Annotated in this window: 18 protein-coding genes; 9 read left to right on the top strand and 9 right to left on the bottom strand. The window is 71.0% G+C overall.

The annotated features are described in order from the left end of the window. The first annotated feature begins 11 nt into the window (after nucleotides 1–11). Complete coding sequence (locus LRD69_RS04940; protein ID WP_277325320.1) at nucleotides 12–1,139, top strand: hypothetical protein; 1,128 nt, start codon at nucleotides 12–14, stop codon at nucleotides 1,137–1,139. Between the two features lie 87 nt (nucleotides 1,140–1,226). Here LRD69_RS04940 and LRD69_RS04935 read toward each other — a convergent pair whose 3' ends face one another. Both LRD69_RS04935 and LRD69_RS04930 read right to left on the bottom strand, forming a co-directional pair. Beyond that, nucleotides 1,227–2,441: an acyl-CoA dehydrogenase family protein gene (locus tag LRD69_RS04935; protein WP_277325319.1), complete on the bottom strand. Its 1,215-nt coding sequence runs from the start codon at nucleotides 2,439–2,441 to the stop codon at nucleotides 1,227–1,229. 8 nt (nucleotides 2,442–2,449) lie between these two features. After that, the gene (locus tag LRD69_RS04930) at nucleotides 2,450–3,472 is read right to left on the bottom strand and encodes a phosphotransferase family protein (protein WP_277325318.1); all 1,023 of its coding nucleotides are present in this window, start codon (nucleotides 3,470–3,472) and stop codon (nucleotides 2,450–2,452) included. Between the two features lie 152 nt (nucleotides 3,473–3,624). Between LRD69_RS04930 and LRD69_RS04925 the strand changes: the two genes are divergently transcribed. Then, on the top strand, nucleotides 3,625–4,914 hold the full coding sequence (locus LRD69_RS04925; RefSeq protein ID WP_277325317.1) for a glucarate dehydratase family protein: 1,290 nt from the start codon (nucleotides 3,625–3,627) through the stop codon (nucleotides 4,912–4,914). Nucleotides 4,915–5,019: 105 nt separating this feature from the next. Beyond that, nucleotides 5,020–5,955, top strand: a complete 936-nt coding sequence (locus LRD69_RS04920; RefSeq protein WP_277325316.1) for an NADP-dependent oxidoreductase — start codon at nucleotides 5,020–5,022, stop codon at nucleotides 5,953–5,955. Nucleotides 5,956–6,025: 70 nt separating this feature from the next. Here LRD69_RS04920 and LRD69_RS04915 read toward each other — a convergent pair whose 3' ends face one another. From LRD69_RS04915 to LRD69_RS04900, 4 genes are all read right to left on the bottom strand, one after another. Next, nucleotides 6,026–6,337 carry a DUF202 domain-containing protein gene (locus tag LRD69_RS04915; RefSeq protein ID WP_277325315.1) on the bottom strand — a complete coding sequence of 104 codons (312 nt, stop codon included), beginning with the start codon at nucleotides 6,335–6,337 and terminating at the stop codon, nucleotides 6,026–6,028. Next, nucleotides 6,334–6,729: a DUF202 domain-containing protein gene (locus LRD69_RS04910; protein WP_277325314.1), complete on the bottom strand. Its 396-nt coding sequence runs from the start codon at nucleotides 6,727–6,729 to the stop codon at nucleotides 6,334–6,336. Before LRD69_RS04910 ends, LRD69_RS04915 begins: the two co-directional genes overlap by 4 nt. Nucleotides 6,730–6,738: 9 nt before the next feature. Beyond that, nucleotides 6,739–7,284: an NUDIX domain-containing protein gene (locus tag LRD69_RS04905; RefSeq protein ID WP_277325313.1), complete on the bottom strand. Its 546-nt coding sequence runs from the start codon at nucleotides 7,282–7,284 to the stop codon at nucleotides 6,739–6,741. 251 nt (nucleotides 7,285–7,535) lie between these two features. Beyond that, nucleotides 7,536–8,429, bottom strand: a complete 894-nt coding sequence (locus LRD69_RS04900; RefSeq protein ID WP_277325312.1) for a DMT family transporter — start codon at nucleotides 8,427–8,429, stop codon at nucleotides 7,536–7,538. Between the two features lie 225 nt (nucleotides 8,430–8,654). Between LRD69_RS04900 and LRD69_RS04895 the strand changes: the two genes are divergently transcribed. Continuing rightward, on the top strand, nucleotides 8,655–10,313 hold the full coding sequence (locus LRD69_RS04895; protein WP_277325311.1) for an FAD-binding dehydrogenase: 1,659 nt from the start codon (nucleotides 8,655–8,657) through the stop codon (nucleotides 10,311–10,313). A gap of 22 nt (nucleotides 10,314–10,335) precedes the next feature. Here the strand turns inward: LRD69_RS04895 and LRD69_RS04890 are convergent, their stop codons facing one another. After that, nucleotides 10,336–10,782 (bottom strand): ASCH domain-containing protein, encoded by a 447-nt coding sequence (locus tag LRD69_RS04890; RefSeq protein ID WP_277325310.1) that lies wholly within the window; start codon nucleotides 10,780–10,782, stop codon nucleotides 10,336–10,338. A gap of 249 nt (nucleotides 10,783–11,031) precedes the next feature. On the opposite strand from LRD69_RS04890, the gene LRD69_RS04885 reads away from it, so the two are divergent. The 4 genes from LRD69_RS04885 (at nucleotide 11,032) to LRD69_RS04870 (ending at nucleotide 15,072) form a co-directional block, all read left to right on the top strand. Further along, nucleotides 11,032–11,991: a hypothetical protein gene (locus LRD69_RS04885; protein WP_277325309.1), complete on the top strand. Its 960-nt coding sequence runs from the start codon at nucleotides 11,032–11,034 to the stop codon at nucleotides 11,989–11,991. An 87-nt stretch (nucleotides 11,992–12,078) separates the two neighbouring features. After that, nucleotides 12,079–13,641, top strand: a complete 1,563-nt coding sequence (locus LRD69_RS04880) for an APC family permease (protein ID WP_277325308.1) — start codon at nucleotides 12,079–12,081, stop codon at nucleotides 13,639–13,641. Between the two features lie 137 nt (nucleotides 13,642–13,778). Further along, nucleotides 13,779–14,444 carry a molybdopterin-dependent oxidoreductase gene (locus LRD69_RS04875; protein WP_277329626.1) on the top strand — a complete coding sequence of 222 codons (666 nt, stop codon included), beginning with the start codon at nucleotides 13,779–13,781 and terminating at the stop codon, nucleotides 14,442–14,444. Continuing rightward, on the top strand, nucleotides 14,386–15,072 hold the full coding sequence (locus LRD69_RS04870; protein ID WP_277325307.1) for a cytochrome b/b6 domain-containing protein: 687 nt from the start codon (nucleotides 14,386–14,388) through the stop codon (nucleotides 15,070–15,072). The genes LRD69_RS04875 and LRD69_RS04870 overlap by 59 nt, the downstream gene beginning before the upstream one ends. Here LRD69_RS04870 and LRD69_RS04865 read toward each other — a convergent pair. Continuing rightward, the gene (locus LRD69_RS04865; protein WP_277325306.1) at nucleotides 15,069–16,466 is read right to left on the bottom strand and encodes a gluconate:H+ symporter; all 1,398 of its coding nucleotides are present in this window, start codon (nucleotides 16,464–16,466) and stop codon (nucleotides 15,069–15,071) included. The genes LRD69_RS04870 and LRD69_RS04865 overlap by 4 nt on opposite strands. Before the next feature lie 11 nt (nucleotides 16,467–16,477). Further along, nucleotides 16,478–16,987, bottom strand: coding sequence for a gluconokinase (locus LRD69_RS04860; RefSeq protein ID WP_277325305.1), 510 nt, complete (start codon nucleotides 16,985–16,987; stop codon nucleotides 16,478–16,480). A 144-nt stretch (nucleotides 16,988–17,131) separates the two neighbouring features. Here LRD69_RS04860 and LRD69_RS04855 point away from each other — a divergent pair, with 144 nt between their 5' ends. Continuing rightward, nucleotides 17,132–17,833: a FadR/GntR family transcriptional regulator gene (locus tag LRD69_RS04855; protein ID WP_277325304.1), complete on the top strand. Its 702-nt coding sequence runs from the start codon at nucleotides 17,132–17,134 to the stop codon at nucleotides 17,831–17,833. Nucleotides 17,834–17,841: the final 8 nt, after the last annotated feature.

The following is a 17,841-nucleotide window of genomic DNA, read 5'->3' as shown; positions in this document are numbered from 1 at the left end:
CGGAGGTTCGGATGCGTCCCCACGTGCCCCCGTTCAGCAGACTCCGCCCCAGGCCGCTCCGCCGGCCCCTGCTTGCCGTCCTCGGCCTGCTCCTCGCCGTGCTCGTTCCGCAGTCCCCCACGGCCTCGGCCGCCACCGTCACCCCGCCCCAGATCTACGGAGCCTGGCACTGCAGCGACGATGCCTGTACCTGGGGCACCGTGCGCAGCGCCGCCGACTTCGACTCCAAGAACCACTGGCTGATCGACCGCGGCGACGGGCGCCCCTCGGTCAACCTGGTGGTGCTCAGCTTCGTGGAGCCGCAGCGACTGCTCCACCGTACGGACGACGCGACCACGGCGGGCGGGCTGCCCAAGGGCATGACCCGCGAGGTCGTGCAGTACTTCACCTCGCACGGCATCCGAGTGATGCTCTCCATCGGCGGCATCACCTACACCGACGCATGGGACGCGGCGCTCGCCGAAAACGCCACTCAACTCGGCCTGAACGCCGCCGCCGTGGCGAGCGACCTGGGTGTCGGCATCGAGATCGACTACGAGCAGAACACCGACCCCGACCTCACCGGACTCCAGTCCTTCATCGACGCCTACCGCTCTGTCCACCCCTATGACGCGTCGGGCAGCGACCCGGCCGCCCGGCTCACCATCGACACGGCCGCCGGCGACCGCTGGCTGATCGGCATCAACCGGAAGGCGACCACCGACTGGCTGCGCACCGACAACCCGGTCCTGGACTACGCCAACGCGATGGTGGCCGCGCGCCAGCCGTCGGCGAGCACGGCGGTCGCCAACTGGCAGGAGCATGTGGACGGCAAGCCCACCTACGCGCCCCCCGTTCCCCCGCTCGCTCCGGCCAAGTTCACCGGCGCCGTCTACATCAGTGACCAGACCAAGTCGCTGCCGGAGTGCACCGACTTCGCGAACTCGCTGCAGAAGTCGACGGGAGCGTTCGAGCAGAGTGTCGCGCCGAACGGGGCCGGGACGACATCCGGCATGCTCGGCTACATGTTCTGGGCTGCGGAGCGGCCCTCCACGCGCGGCACCGGCACCCAGCCGCCCAACACCTGCGAGGGCGGCGTGGGCGTCGGCGCCACCACGTACGGCATTGCGTTGCCGATGCCTCCGCTGCGCCAGAGCTGAACCTCTCCATCCCTGGGCCGGACGGGCGGAATCCCGGCCCGTCCGGCTCCGCGGGACGGTGCGGCTGCAGCCCGCGCCGTCCCGCCGCTACAGGTACTTCTTCAGCTCGCGCCGCGCCAGCGACCGCTGATGCACCTCGTCCGGCCCGTCCGCCAGCCTCAGCGTCCGCGCTCCCGCCCACAGTTCCGCCAGCGGGAAGTCCTGGCTGACGCCGCCCGCGCCGTGCAGCTGCACCGCCTGGTCGAGGATGTCGACCACCGCCCGCGGGGTGGCGATCTTGATGGACTGGATCTCCGTGTGAGCCCCACGGTTGCCCACCGTGTCCATCAGCCAGGCCGTCTTCAGCACCAGCAGGCGCAGCTGCTCCACCGTGACCCGCGCGTCCGCGATCCAGTTCTGCACGACGCCCTGCTGGGCGAGCGGCTTGCCGAACGCCGTACGGGACACCGCCCGCCTGCACATCAGCTCGATGGCCCGCTCGGCCATCCCGATCAGCCGCATGCAGTGGTGGATCCGGCCGGGACCCAGCCGTGCCTGCGCGATCGCGAAACCGTCGCCCTCCTCGCCGACCAGGTTCGCGGCGGGCACCCGCACGTCGTTGAACACGACCTCCGCGTGACCGCCGTGGTAGTGGTCCTCGTACCCGTACACCTGCATCGCGCGCCGCACTTCGAGGCCGGGTGTGTCGCGCGGGACGAGGATCATCGACTGCTGCCGGCGGATGTCGTCGCCGTCCGGGTCGGTCTTGCCCATCACGATGAAGATCCGGCAGTCCGGGTTCATCGCCCCGGAGATGTACCACTTGCGGCCGTTGATGACGTAGTCGTCACCGTCGCGCACGATCCGGGTCTCGATGTTGGTCGCGTCCGACGACGCCACCTCCGGCTCCGTCATGGCGAACGCCGACCGGATCTCCCCGGCCAGCAGCGGCTCCAACCACTGCTTCTTCTGCTCGTCCGTGCCGAACTGGAACAGCACCTCCATGTTCCCGGTGTCCGGCGCCGCGCAGTTCAGCGCCGTCGGCGCCAACTGCGGTGAGCGGCCGGTGATTTCGGCGAGGGGCGCGTACTGGAGGTTGGTCAGCCCGGCACCGTACTCCGCGTCGGGCAGGAAGAGGTTCCACAGGCCCTGCCTGCGCGCCTCGGCCTTCAGGTCCTCGACGATCTGCGGGGTGTCCCACGGGGAGGCGAGCAGTGCACGCTGCTCGTGCGCGATCTGCTCGGCCGGGTGCACGTGCTCGTCCATGAAGGTGAGCAGCTTGCCGCGCAGCTCCTCCGTACGGGCGTCGAATGCGAAGTCCATGGGGGTGATCAGCCTTCCTGGAGGGTGGTGAGACCGTGCTCGATGAAGACGGGGACGAGCTCGCCGATGCGGTCGAACCCGGGGCCCACGGTCTGGCCGAGGGTGTAGCGGTAGTGGATGCCCTCCAGGATCACGGCGAGCTTGAACCACGCGAACGCCGTGTACCAGGGGAGGGAGGAGGTGTCCCGCCCGGAGCGGGCGGCGTAGCGCTCGATCAGTTCGGCGGGGGTGGGGTGGCCGGGTGCGCCGCTGGTGGTGGAGACCGGGGACCCCGGCAGGCCGAGATCCGCGCTGTACATCGCCAGCAGTCCGACGTCGGTCAGCGGGTCGCCGAGCGTGGACATCTCCCAGTCGAGGACTGCCTTGATCTCGTCGTCCGGGCCGATCAGGACGTTGTCCAGGCGGTAGTCGCCGTGGACGACGGTCGCCGCGGGGGAGACGGGCAGTTCGCGGCCCAGGGCCGCGTGCAGCTCGTCGATGCCGGGCAGTTCGCGGTTGCGGGAGGCGTCCAGCTGCTTGCCCCAGCGGCGCAGCTGCCGGTCGAGGAAGCCCTCGGGGCGCCCGAAGTCCCCGAGCCCCACGGACTCGGGGTCCACCGCGTGCAGATCCACCAGCGTGTCGACCAGGCCGAGGACGGCCGCCCGGGTGCGCTCGGCGCCCAGCGGGACGAGCTGTTCGGCCGTGCGGTACGGGGTGCCGTCGACGTGCTCCATGACGTAGAAGGGCGATCCGATGACGGTGTCGTCCTCGCAGAGCAGCATGGGCTCGGGCACCGGCACGGCGGTCGGGTGCAGCGCACTGATCACCCGGTGCTCGCGCTTCATGTCGTGTGCGGTGGCGAGGACATGGCCGAGCGGCGGCCGGCGGACGACCCAGCGGGCCGTGCCGTCCGTGACGAGGTACGTCAGGTTGGAGCGGCCGCCCTCGACGAGCCGTGCCTCGAGCGGTCCGTTCACCAGCCCCGGCCGCTCGCGGTCGAGATGTCCGCGGAGCCGGTCCAGGTCGAGACCTGGCGGGTGGACTGAGCTCATCGTGCGCACCTCCGGGGTGAAAAGACGTCGGTGCTCATGATGCCGACCAGTCGGTATGTCGTCCAGTGGACTCCCGGAATCCGGTACGCGGACTCCGGTCCGAGCGACCCCGCACCCTGGCGTCGGGTCGTATCCCTGAATAGGGTTCACGTATGAATGCCGCGCTGCTGATCGACGAAGTCCGGCTCATCCCGATCCTCATAGCCGATCCGCCCCTGCTCAACACCCAGGGCGTCCACCAGCCGTACACCCCGCGGCTCATCGTGGAAGTCATCACGCGGGACGGGACCACCGGCATCGGGGAGACCTATGGCGACGGCACGTACCTCGAACTCGCCGAACCGCTCGCCCAGGCCCTCGTCGGCCGCTCGGTCAGCGATCTGAACGGCCTCTTCGCTCTCGCCGAGGAGGTGTGCGGTGATTCGCGCGCCGCCGATGCGCGGATCGACGCGGGCGGGCTGCGCGGCGTCCAGACCGCCGACAAGCTCCGGCTCTCCGTCGTCTCGGGCTTCGAGGTCGCCTGCCTGGACGCCCTGGGCAAGTCCCTCGGCCTGCCCGTGCACGCCCTGCTCGGCGGCAAGGTCCGCGATAGCGTCGAGTACAGCGCGTACCTCTTCTACCGCTGGGCGGCCCACCCCGAGGGCGGCGAGCAGGACGACTGGGGCGCCGCCCTCGACCCGGCCGGAGTCGTGGCCCAGGCCCGGCGGTTCGCCCGCGAGCACGGTTTCTCCTCCTTCAAGCTCAAGGGCGGTGTCTTCGAACCCGACCAGGAGATCGCCGCGGTCCGCGCCCTCGCCGAGGCGTTCCCCGGACAGCCGCTGCGACTGGACCCGAACGGCGCCTGGTCCGTCGAGACCTCGCTGTACGTCGCCGAGCAGCTGAAGGACGTACTCGAATACCTGGAGGACCCGGCGAGCGGCACGGGGGCGATGGCCGCCGTCGCCGCGGGCACCGACGTGCCGCTCGCCACCAACATGTGCGTCACGACCCTCGCCGAGGTTCCGGAGGCCTTCGCCCGCGGCGCCGTCCAGGTCGTGCTCTCCGACCACCACTACTGGGGCGGCCTGCACCGCACGCGTGAGCTGGCCGGGATCTGCCGCACCTTCGGCGTCGGGCTCTCCATGCACTCCAACACCCACCTCGGGATCAGCCTGGCCGCGATGACCCATGTCGCGGCCACCGTCCCCAACCTCGACTACGCCTGCGACAGCCACTACCCGTGGCAGACCGAGGACGTCATCACCGCCCGCCATGTCTTCGAGGACGGCCGGCTGACCGTCTCCGACGCCCCCGGGCTCGGCGTCGAACTCGACCGGGAGCGGCTGGCCGTACTGCACCGGCGCTGGCTCGCCGACAACGGCACGATGCGCGAGCGCGACGACGCGGCGGCCATGCGCAAGGCCGAGCCGGAGTGGGTGACACCCGCGATCCCGCGCTGGTGAGCCGGGGCGGCCCGGGACCGGGGTTCGGACGGCTCGGACCCGCGCCGTCACGAACGCGTGCTCGTCTGAGTTGCGGGCGGCCTGAGCAGCCCGGATGGTCGGATGATGAAGGCGATCAGCTACAGCGCGTACGGCGGTGCCGACGTCCTGGAGTACGGCGAGCGGCCCGACCCGAAGGTCGGCCCGGACAGCGTGCTGGTGAAGGTGCGGGCCGCGGCCGTCAACCCGGTCGACTGGAAGGCCAGGGAGGGGTATCTCCAGTCGCAGCTGGAAGCCGTCTTCCCGGTGATCCCCGGCTGGGACGTCTCCGGCGTCGTCGTGCAGCCGGGCATCGCCGTCGACGAATTCGCGGTCGGCGACGAGGTCATCGGCTATGTGCGCGAGGACTTCCTGTCCCGCGGCACCTTCGCCGAGTATGTCGCCGCCCCCGTGCGCACCCTCGCCCGCAAGCCGCTGAACCTGAGCTTCGAGGAGGCGGCGGGCCTTCCGCTGGCCGGCCTCACCGCGTACCAGGTGCTGCACCGCTGGCTGAGGATCCAGGAGGGGGAGACCGTGCTCGTCCACGCGGCCGCGGGCGGAGTGGGCTCGCTGGCCGTCCAGCTCGCCCGGCATGCGGGTGCCCGCGTCATCGGCACCGCCGGCGAACACAACCACGACCATGTGCGACAGCTCGGCGGCGAGCCGGTGGCGTACGGCGAAGGGCTCGCCGACCGGATCCGGGCCCTGGCCCCCGACGGGGTCGACGCCGCCTTCGACACCGTCGGCGGTGAGGCCCTGCGCGCCTCCGCGGACGTACTGAAACCCGGGGGCCGGCTGACGTCCATCACGGACGGCGAGGTCTTCTCGTACGGTGGCCGTTACGCCTTCGTACGGCCCGACGCGACGGACCTCGCCCAGCTGGGCGCGCTGGCCGAGCAGGGTGTCGTCTCGGTGCATGTCGACCGGATCTTCCCGCTGGAACAGGCCGCGGACGCCTACCGGCTCAATGAGGAGGGGCGTACCCGGGGGAAGATCGTCGTGACCATCCCCTGGGACGGCTGACGGCCCGGGCGGAATTCCCCGGCAGACGGTCCGACGGCACGGCGGGTGGTCAGCCGCGGCGCCGGCCCGTTCAGAAGAGCATCGCCGCGGCGAAGACCGCGAGGGCGACCGTGCACGCGGCTGCGGTCAGCGCCCCGCGGGGAGACAGGGCCTGCGGCCGGGCGGTCCCCATCCCGAGCACCCGCCGGTGCGCCACGAGCAGAAAGCCCAGCCAGGCCAGCACGCTCAGCGACAGGGCGACGACGCCGGCGGGGGTCGCACCGGCGTGCAGGGCCTGCTTGCCCGCCAGCAGGGCCACGACCGTGCAGGACAGGGTGGTACGCCGCCACGCCAGCCTGGTCCGTTCGGGCTGCAGCCCGGGGTCCCGCTCGACGGCGGTCACCGGCCCTCCCAGCCGAAGACGACCACCACCACCATCGCGAGCGCGACGACGGCGACCGCGATACCCAGCAGAGTCGGGAAGCGGGAGACCGGCAGGTCCTCCCCGCGCCGCATCGCCCGCTCGCACCGCACCCAGTGGTTGACCGCCCGCAGCGCGCACAGCACACCGGCCGCGAGCAGCGCGAGGGCCAGCCCCGCCCTGACCCCCCAGGCCAGCTCCGGCAGGAACTGATCGACGGCGAAACCGCCGCCGATCAGTGCGAGGGCCGTCCGGATCCAGGCGAGGAAGGTGCGCTCGTTGGCGAGCGAGAAGCGGTAGTCGGGGGTGTCGCCCTCTTCCCGGATCCGCTCGGGTGCGAACCAGAGCCGCAGGCCTTGCACGAAGTCGTTCACGTCCGAACCCTAACCAGCGCTTTGTCGCCGATCGCCCGCCGGGGCGCGGCCTGCCCGGAACGCCCGCAGCCGGTGGTGCGCATCCAGGCCGTCCGGTACCCACGGCCAGTCGCCGAGCCGCTCCGTCAGCTCGTCATCGGTGAGGAAGGTGTGCCAGGCGACCTCCTCCACCTGGGGGTTCACCGGCAACTCGCACCGCACCTGGTAGATGTACGACCACCAGGTGTGCTCCGGGCCCGCGTAGAGGAACTTGAAGAGCGGCTCGGGGCGGGGGAGCCCGCTGACACCGAGCTCCTCCTCGGCCTCGCGCAGCGCCGCCTCGTCGTACGACTCGCCGGCGCCGACCACCCCGCCGACGAACATGTCGTAGTGCGAGGGGAAGACCAGCTTGGTCGAGGTCCTGCGGTGCACGAAGAGCCGGCCCTCGGCGTCCCTGGCCTCGATGAAGACGCAGCGATGGCGCAGGCCCCGCGCGGTCGCCTCACCGCGCGGGGCCTGTCCGACGACCTCGTCGTTCTCGTCGACGATGTCCAGGATTTCGTCAGCAGCAGTCATGAGCTCATCCAACCCCAGGTCCGGGGCCCAGGGCCGCTCGTCTGGATCAGGCTGGGCTCGCGGGGTCGGGCACGCACATCTGCCGCGTCGTCGTCAGTTTTCCCCAAGCTCTCGGCTTCGCTCGAGCAGGGGAGACCCCATGCGCTCCGCGTCGGCTCCTTCCTCCGCCTTGCAGCTGCACGCACCCGACCCCGCTCCCTGATCCAGCCTGATCCGAACGAAAGGCCCCGGAGGGGACGCCGGCGACCGGTTCACTGCGGCAGGAGGCTGCGCTTGTGGCGTTGGTGACCGTGTCCCTCCGGCATCGCGGGATGCAGCCCCAGCAGCACGATTCCGACGACGATCGCCGCCAGCCCGGCCGCCTGCCAGGCCAGTGCACCCGCATCGGTGCGCACCTGGTCGCCGAGGAAACCGATCCCGCAGGCGATCCCCGCCAGCGGCTGGGAGGCCGTCAGCGCCGGCAGCGACATCCGCAACGGCGCCGTTTCGAACGCGCTCTGTACCAGGATCAGGCCCGTCACACCCAGCACCACCACCGCGTACGGCTGCCAGCTCGTCACCAGCGTCGCCCACCCGCCGTCCGACAGCAGCTGCCCGCTCATCCGGGTCAGCGCGTCCTGGAGGCCGTACAGCAGCCCGGCCGCCACCGCGAGCAGGGCGGGGGCCGCTCCGTGCCCCGAGCGCTTGGCGAACGCGGTGAGTATCAGGGCTATGCCGACGACCACGCCGACCACCAGCCAGTGCCGGAGCGGGTTCGTGATCATCTCGCCGCCCTGCGGCCGTCCGCCCAGCAGGAAGGCGGTGACCCCTCCGGCCAGCAGCCAGAGCCCGGCCCAGCCCTGCCTGCCGAGCCGCTGCCCGGTGCGATGCCGCGACAGGGCCATGGCGAAGAGCAGATTGGTCGCGAGGAGAGGTTCGACGACGGACACCTCGCCCTTGCCCAGGGCCACCGCCCCCAGCGCCATGCCGCAGACCATCAGGCCGACGCCGGCCAGCCAGCTCGGCACCGCCATCAGGTCGAGCAGCAGCCTGGGGGAGAGATAGTCCCTTCTCGGGGCGTGCCGGGCGGCGGCCTGTTGCAGGACAAAGCCGAATCCCAGACAGCAGGCGGCGCTCACGGCGAGTACGAGCACCAGGACCGACACGCTTCTCTACCTCAAGTCCGGCCAGGAGAGGGTGATTTGTTTCGACGATAGCGCCTCCGGGCGCAGGGTGCGGCCTGAGCGCGGCCGACCGGGCGGTTGACGGAGCGGCGACCGATGCCGAAGATCTGACGCACCAGTAACTTCTGGTGACCGGACCGGCATGCTCGTCGGCCGCCCCGACTGTCCCCGCCCTGCCCCGACTCGCCCCGACAAGGATGGAACGCCATGGCGTACGACGCTGATGTGATTGTGATCGGGGCAGGGCTCGCGGGTCTTGTGGCCACGGCCGAGCTCGTCGACGCGGGCCGCACGGTGATCCTGCTCGACCAGGAGCCCGAGCAGTCGATCGGCGGCCAGGCGCACTGGTCCTTCGGCGGTCTCTTCCTCGTCGACTCACCCGAACAGCGCCGCATGCGGATCAAGGACAGCCACGAGCTGGCCCTCCAGGACTGGCTCGGCACGGCCGGCTTCGACCGCAAGGAGGACGACTGGCCGCGGAAGTGGGCCGAGGCGTACGTCGACTTCGCGGCCGGTGAGAAGCGGTCCTGGCTGCACGCCCAGGGGGTGCGGTTCTTCCCCGTCGTCGGCTGGGCCGAACGTGGTGGCTACGACGCCAACGGCCACGGCAACTCCGTACCCCGCTTCCACATCACCTGGGGCACCGGGCCCGGTGTCGTGGCCCCCTTCGAACGCCGGGTGCGCGAGGGCGTCGCCAAGGGGCTCGTCCAGCTGAAGTTCCGCCACCGGGTCACCGGCCTCGGCCGCACCGCTGGCGCCGTCGACACGGTGACCGGCGAGATACTCGAACCGAGCGGCGCCCAGCGCGGCACCGCGAGCAGCCGTGAGGCGACGGGTGCCTTCGAGCTGAGGGCCCAGGCGGTGATCGTGACCTCAGGCGGCATCGGCGGAAACCACGACCTCGTCCGCGCCCAGTGGCCCGAGCGGCTCGGCACTCCGCCCGCGAAAATGCTCTCCGGGGTCCCTGCCCATGTCGACGGGCTGATGCTCGGCATCACCGAGGAGGCCGGTGCCCACCACATCAACCGCGACCGGATGTGGCACTACACCGAGGGCATCGAGAACTGGAACCCAATCTGGGCCAAGCACGGCATCCGGATCCTGCCCGGCCCCTCCTCGCTCTGGCTGGACGCCCGCGGCAAGCGGCTGCCGGTTCCGCTCTTCCCCGGCTTCGACACGCTCGGCACCCTCGAACACATCATGAGGACCGGCCACGACTACACCTGGTTCGTCCTCGACCAGAAGATCATCGGCAAGGAGTTCGCGCTCTCCGGCTCCGAGCAGAACCCCGACCTGACCGGTAAGTCCGTCCGCGGCGTGATCGGCCGGGCGCGCGCGGACGTGCCGGGCCCGGTGAAGGCGTTCATGGACCACGGGGTGGACTTCGTCGTCGAGAAGGACCTCGACGCGCTGGTCCGCGGCATGAACGCGCTCACCGGCGAACCTCTGATCGACGCGGACGGGCTGCGCCGCGAGATCACGGCGCGGGACCGCGAGATCGCCAACCCGTTCACCAAGGACCTCCAGATCACCGCGATCCGCGGGGCGCGCGCCTATCTGGGCGACAAGCTGATCCGTACGGCGGCGCCGCACCGGATCCTGGACCCCGCGGCCGGCCCGCTGATCGCCGTCCGGCTGAACATTCTCACCCGCAAGTCGCTCGGCGGGCTGGAGACGGACCTCTCGTCACGGGTGCTCACGGCGGACGGCACGCCGCTCGCCGGGGTGTACGCGGCGGGGGAGGCGGCCGGTTTCGGCGGTGGCGGCGTGCACGGATACCGCTCGCTCGAAGGGACGTTCCTCGGCGGCTGCATCTTCTCGGGCCGGGCGGCGGGCCGAGCCGCGGCCGAGGCGGTCGGCAGCTGAGGGCCGCGGCCGTCGGCGCCCGTCAGCCCTGGGTGCCGGCGACGGGATCGAGCAGCTCGACGACCCGGAACCGTTCGGCGACGACCAGCGTGTCGTCGTCGACCGTGAAAGCCGGGTCGCCGAGCGCCTCCCGCATCTCCTCGCCCTGCCAGAACCGTTCGTGGGTCGCCCGCCATGCGGCCACCGAGGTGTCGCCCTCGCCCTCGTCGATCGCGTGCTGGAGGTCGACGTCCCCGAGCCGCAGGATCCGTACCTCGGTCACCTCGACGACCGCGATCTCCCGGCCGGCCGAGTCGATCACTGCCGACCGCTCGCCCACCGGGGGCAGCTCCTCCCTCTCCGCCTCGTACTCCGCCAGCAGCCCCGTCGTCGACACCTTCGCGCCGGAGAGCACCGCGGCGACGAGCCGGTCGCGCAGCGGCCCGGGAAAGGCGAGGAGAAAGGGCTTGAGAGGCTCACGGTTCGACATGGCGCAAGTCTGGCATGTCGCGTCGCGTGCGTGACGACGGCTCAGAACGTCGGGTTCCGGCCAACTCCTCTGAAAATGACTGGAGTTGATCAAAGCCGACTCTTGACGCGGAGCCGCGCCTACCGCTTGGCTGGCCGCATTCGACCATGCGCGTTCCACATGCGCCCCCGACGCGCACCCCCGTTCTCGCCACAGCTGCGACCTCCCCGTCCGTCCGTGCCCGTACCCGTGCCGTAAAGGAAGCCAGCGGTGTCCCCGCCCCCGCCGCCCCTGGGCCGCTCCCGACGACGGGGCGGGCACCCCGGCCACCTCTTCGACCCGGCGCTCGACGACACCGAACTCGTCGAGGTGCGAGGACAGTTCGCCCAGGGACGGTGGACCCGGGCCCGTTCCCTCCTGGCCGGGACCGGCAGCGACTGGGACCGCCGCGGCCATCGCGTCGTCGCCCTCGCCGAGACGCCGTCCGCCGCCGGATGGGCCCGCGACTGGCTGCTCGCCGAACCCGACAGCGCCGACGCCGCCACCCTGCTCGCCTGCGCCGTCGTGGTCCGCGCCCTGCAGGGCAAACAGCCGCCCGAGGTGGCACGCGAGGCATGCCTGCACGCCGCGCGGCTGGCCCCCGACGACCCCACGCCCTGGCTGGGGCAGCTGATGCTGGCCCGTGTGCACGGCACCCAGGAGGAGACGGGGAAGCTCTTCGATGCGGTCCGCATCCGTCACGCCGACCACCACCACGCGCACCATCTGATGACGGCCCGGCTGGCCGAGAACCATCCCGACAGCGGTCAGGACCCGCTGCACGAGGTCTACGACTTCGCCGCCTGGGCCGCCGAACAGGCCCCCGCCGAATCGCCGCTCGCCGTCCTCCCGGTCGTGGCGCACGCCGAGCGCTACCGCGTCCTGGTCGCCGCCGGCAGCGAATCCGGCGACCCGGTGCGCTCCGGGCACTGGTCGGGGCGACGGGCCCGGCAGGTGATGAAGGCCGCGTTCGACTGGTGGCTGGAATGGGAGCGCGAGGACCACCCGCGCAACCGCGCCGACCTCAACTTCCTGGCCCACGCCAAATTCTGCGAGGGCAGGCCCGCCGAGGCCGCCGCCCTCTTCCTCCGCATCGGGCCCCACGCCACGGCCGCACCCTGGTCGTACGCGGGCCGGGACCCGTACCGGGCCTTCCTCGCGGCGCGGGCCACCGCGCTCGGTACGCCGTGAGGAGCCGCCCGCCGCAGAGCCACCCGCTGCTGTGCACCTCTCAGTGTTTCTCCCCTGTTTCTCCTCAACGAAGGGACGACCCCCGCCATGTCGACGGGCAGTTCGAGAACGAGTGAGACCGGCGCGACCGGCGATCCGGGCGGCATAAGCACCTACAAGGGCGAGGAGCGGGCCCTGCGCGCGGACCGCCTCGGCACCGCGGGTCTGCTGCTCTCGGTCCTCGCCGCCAGCGCCCCCCTGATGGTCGTCGCCGGGGTGATGCCCACCGTCTTCGGCGTGATGGGCATCGTCGGCCAGCCCCTGCTGTACGTCATCCTCGGCATCGTCCTGATGCTGTTCAGCGTCGGTTACGCGGAGATGAGCCGGCACGTGCACAACGCGGGTGCCTTCTACGCGTACATCGCCCGCGGGCTCGGCCCGACCGCGGGCGCGGGTGCCTCGCTCGTCGCCCTCGTCGCGTACAGCGCCATGCAGGTCGGCATCTACGGCATCCTCGGCTTCGAGGTCTCCGGGCTCTTCGCCACCTACCTCGAGATCGAACTGGCCTGGTGGATCCCGGCCGTCGTCGCCGTCCTGGTCGTGGGTGTCCTGGGCTGGCTGAAGATCGACCTCAACGCCAAGGTCCTCGGGGTGCTGCTGGTCGTCGAGTGCGCCCTCGTCGTGATCTTCGACATCGCCGCGGTCTCCAAGCCCGGTCCGGAGGGCCTGTCCCTGCACGCCTTCGATCCCGGCACCCTCACCGGCGCGGGGCTCGGCACCGCACTCTGTTTCTGCATCGCCGCGTTCGTCGGCTTCGAGCAGGCGCCGGTGTACGCGGAGGAGACCAGCCGTCCGCAGATCGTCGTCTCCCGGGTGATGTTCCTCGCCGTCGGCTACGCCGCACTGTTTCTCGCGCTCAGCTCCTGGGCGCTGACCGTCGCCGCGGGCCCCGGCTTCATCGCGGACTCCTCGCTGAAGGAGGGCCCTGCCCTGCTGTTCGGGCTCACCGAGGAACGGCTCGGCACGACCTTCACCGACGTGCTGCACGTCCTCTTCGTCACCGGCATGTTCGCCGCGCTGCTCAGCTTCCACAACGTCGTCGCCCGCTACGCGTTCGCGATGGGCCGCGAGCGACTGCTGCCCGCCGCGTTCGCCCGTACCAACAGGTCCAGTGGCGCCCCGGGCACCGGATCGCTGCTCCAGTCCGTCGTCTCCCTGGTCATCGTGCTGGCCTTCGCGTTCACGGACGACATGCCGGTCGGTGACCCGACCGCCCCGGTGCTGCACCTGTTCACCTGGATGGGCAACGTGGGCGCGCTCGGCGTCATCGTGCTGATGGCCGCAGCCTCCTTCGCCGTGATCGCGTTCTTCGTCAAGCGCGGTGCGGGCCGGGCGCAGCTGTGGCGGCTGATCGCCTCCGGCCTGGCCGGTGCGGCGATGGTGGCCATCGCCGTCTTCACGGTCAGGGACTTCGACGTACTCGTCGGATCCGGTCCCGGCTCGGTGCTCAACTGGCTGCTGCCCGGAGTCGTCGTGGCCTCGCTCGTCATCGGCCTGGTGTACGGGGCGGTGCTGCGTGCGACGAAGCCGGAGGTGCACGCCAGGATCGGGCTCGGCAACGAGGCGTTCCAGCTGGAGAAGGCGGCGGGGAGCGGTTCGGTCCACGTCTGAGCCCGGTCGCCTTACCGATATATGACGGAGGCCCGCCGCCCCTGGTGGCGGGCGGCCGCGGGTGCTCGAATGGACGGGTGAACAGTCGTCCTCCCGATGCCGAAGGCGCACCCGTCGGCCGCCGCCTCGTCCTCACCATGCTCGGTCTCGGCGCCGCCGGGGTCGTGGCGGCGCCCGCCCTGCAGCGAGTGATGGAGTCCGGGCTGGGCGCCGTCGCCGACAAGGACCCCACCGGCCTGACCGGGCTGCTGCCCAACGGCGGCGGCTTCCGCTACTACTCCGTCACCTCCTCCGTGCCGAGGAAGAGCGCCGCCGACTACCGGCTGACGATCGACGGCCTGGTCGACCGGCCCGCCACGTACACCCTGGAACAGCTCGGGGCCCTGCCGCAGACCCGGATGGTCCGCGATGTCCAGTGCGTCACCGGCTGGCGGGTGCCCGAGACCCCGTTCGAGGGCGTCCGGCTCTCCGCGCTGCTGGACGCGGCCGGGGTACGGCCCGGGGCGAAGGCGATCCGCTTCACCTGCTTCGACGGCGCGTACAGCGAGAGCCTCACCCTCGACCAGGCCCGGCGCCCCGATGTGATGGTCGCGCTGCGCATGCAGGACAAGCCGGTGGCCCATGCGCACGGCGGCCCGGTGCGTCTCTACGTCGCCCCGATGTACTTCTACAAGTCGGCGAAATGGCTCTCCGGAATCACCGTCACCGACTCCGTGAAGCCCGGTTACTGGGAGGAGCTCGGCTATGACGTCGATGCCTGGGTCGGGCGGTCCAACGGCCGCGACGACGCCCCCACCGGCTGAGGCCACCGGCCGGATCCATCGCTTCAGCCGGGCCGAGCGCTGGGTGCACCGCACCACCGCCTGGCTGATGCTGCTGTGCGTGGCGACCGCGGCCTGCCTGTACGTGCCCCAGCTCGCCGAACTCGTCGGCCGCCGCCATCTCGTGGTCACCGTGCACGAATGGTCCGGGCTGGTGATCCCCGTACCGCTGCTGGCCGGTCTCGCCTCCCGGGCGCTGCGCGCCGACCTGTCCCGGCTCAACCGGTTCGGGCCGCACGACCGGGAGTGGCTGCGGGCGGTACGCCGCCGCGATCACCGGCGGGCATCGAGGCCGGCCGGGAAGTTCAACGCGGGACAGAAGCTGTACGCGGCCTGGATCGCCGGCGCCGTGCCGGTCATGACCGGCACCGGACTGCTGATGTGGTTCACCGGTCTCGCCCCGCTGATGTGGCGCACCGGCGCCACCTTCGTCCACGACTGGCTGGCCCTCGCCATCGGGATCGTGCTGGCCGGACACATGGCAAAGGCGCTCGCCGACCCGGAGGCACGCCGTGGCATGCGCACCGGGTCGGTCGAGCGCCCTTGGGCGCGGGCCGAACACCCGCTGTGGGAGGAATCCACCGAGAGGCCGGAGGATCCGAAGCGCTAGAGGATCAGCGACAGCAGCAGGATGAAGGCCAGCGAGACCACGGAGATGATGGTCTCCATCACCGACCAGGTCTTCACCGTCTGGCCGACGCTCATTCCGAAGTACTCCTTCACCAGCCAGAACCCCGCGTCGTTGACGTGGCTGAAGAAGAGCGAGCCCGCACCGACGGCGAGGACCAGCAGCGCCGCGTGCGACGTCGACATGTCGGCGGCGAGCGGGGCGACCAGACCGGCCGCCGAGATCGTGGCCACGGTCGCCGAACCCGTCGCGAGCCGGATCGTGACGGCGATCAGCCAGCCCAGCAGCAGCGCCGGGATCGACCAGTCCTTGGAGAAGTCCAGGATCATCTGACCCACACCGGCGTCGATGAGGGTCTGCTTGAAGCCACCGCCCGCACCGACGATCAGCAGCACACCCGCGATCGGGGCGAGGGACTTCTCGACGGTGGTGGAGAGCCGCGCCTTGGTGAAACCGGCGGCCCGGCCCAGCGTGAACATGCCGACTATGACGGCCGCGAGGAGAGCGATCAGCGGCGAGCCGATCACGTCGGTGACCTGCTGGACGTGATTGTCGGGGTTGTCCACGACGATGTCGACGAGGGCCTTGGCCAGCATCAGCACGACCGGCAGCAGGATGGTCGCCAGCGTGGCGCCGAAGCTGGGGCGGTGCTCCAGCTCCTCGGACGGACGCTGCGGAATCATCTTCTCCGGCGCCTTGATGTCCACCCAGCGGGCCGCGTAGCGGGAGAAGACCGGACCCGCGATGATCACGGTCGGGATGGCGACCAGCACACCGAGCGCCAGGGTGACACCGAGGTTGGCGCCGAGGGCGTCGATCGCGACCAGCGGACCGGGGTGCGGCGGGATCAGCCCGTGCATCACGGAGAGACCGGCGAGCGCCGGGATGCCGATCCTCATCAGGGAGTAGTTGCCGCGCTTGGCGACGAGCAGCACCACCGGGATCAGCAGCACGATGCCGACCTCGAAGAAGAGCGGCAGACCGATGATCGAGGCGATGAGGACCATCGCCCACGGCATGGCGCGCCCGCTCGCCTTCGCAAGGATCGTGTCGACGATCTGGTCCGCGCCGCCGGAGTCGGCGAGCAGCTTGCCCAGAATGGCACCGAGCGCGATGAGGACGCCGACGCCCGCGACCGTCGAGCCGAGGCCGGCGGTGAAGCTGGCGATCGTCTTGGCGGGCGCGGCACCGGCGAAGGAGCCGAGCGCCAGCGAGCCGATGGTCAGCGCCAGGAACGCGTGCAACTTGAACTTGGTGATGAGCAGAACGATGACGGCGATGCCCGCCAGGACGGCAATGCCCAACTGGGCATTGCCGGCCGACGTGATCGGTTCGACGGCATCCGCTGCCAGCGTCTCGACGCTGAGACTGGTCACGGTGATGATCCTTAGGCTCCGAGCCGGCGCAGCGCGGCGACGGCTCGCTGGGTGATTTCTTCGGGGGTGCCGGACACGTCGACGGCGACGCCGGCCTCGTCCTCCTGCAGCGGCTGCAGGGTGGCGAACTGCGAATCGAGCAGGGCGGTCGGCATGAAGTGGCCCCTGCGCTCCGCCATCCGTCCCTCGATGAGGGCGCGGTCGCCGGTCAGATGGAGGAAGACGGCACCGGGGGCCTCGGCCCGCAGCCGGTCACGGTAGACCCGCTTGAGCGCCGAGCTGCTGACGACGCCGCCGAGCCCGGCCCGGCCGTGCGCCCACTGCCCGATCGCGTCGAGCCAGGGCCACCGGTCGGCGTCGTCCAGCGGGGTGCCGGCCGACATCTTGGCGATGTTCGCCGCGGGATGGAAGTCATCGCCCTCGGCGTACGGAACGCCGAGTTCGGCGGCGAGCAGGGGACCGATCGTGGTCTTTCCGGTCCCTGCTACGCCCATCACCACGACGACGTGTGGGGTGCTCATTGGTGGTGCCTCGCTGTCTCCGTCGACGTCTTCCTCGACATCGGTCCGTCGCGCTACTGAAACCCATACGTACGACTTATTCAAGATGGTGTGACATAAACGTCGTACTTTTTGTTCCCGAGAGGCGCCCCGTAGGCTTTGTCCATGACCACACAGGGCCCCGGGCTGCATACACACGTGCTGGACACCCTGGGCCTGGAAATCGCCGCGGGGGACTTCCCGCCGGGCCAGGTGCTGCGTACCGACGAGCTGGCCCAGCGCTTCGACGTCTCGCGCACGGTCGTACGCGAAGTGATCCGGGTCCTGGAGTCCATGCACCTGGTCGAGTCCCGGCGCAGGGTCGGTGTGACGGTGCAGCCGACCGAGGCCTGGAACGTCTACGACCCGCAGGTCATCCGGTGGCGCCTGGCCGGCGCCGACCGGCCGCGCCAGCTGCGCTCCCTGACCGTGCTGCGTTCGGCGATCGAACCGGTCGCCGCCGGCCTCGCCGCCCGGAACGCCACGCCGGAGCAGTGTGCGGCCCTCACCGAATGCGCGCTCGGCATGGTCGCGACCTCACGCGGCCAGCAGCTGGAGCGGTATCTGGAACACGACATCGCGTTCCACCGGATCGTGCTCAACGCCTCCGGCAACGAGATGTTCGCCCGGCTCGGGGACGTCGTCGCCGAGGTACTGGCCGGGCGCACCCACCACCAGGTGATGTTCGAGGACCCCGACCCGGCCGCGGTCACGCTGCATGTACGGCTCGCGGAGGCGGTGCGCGAGGGGGATGCGGTGAAGTCGGAGCGGCTGACGAAGGAGATCGCGGTGGGGGCCCTGCACGAGCTGGACGTCCTCGCGCCCTGAGCTCGTAC

Origin of the sequence: Streptomyces sp. JH14, from assembly GCF_029428675.1 — a bacterium.
Lineage (GTDB): Bacteria > Actinomycetota > Actinomycetes > Streptomycetales > Streptomycetaceae > Streptomyces.
Note: the sequence above shows the minus strand (reverse complement) of the source record. Positions and strands in the feature narration are given on the sequence as shown.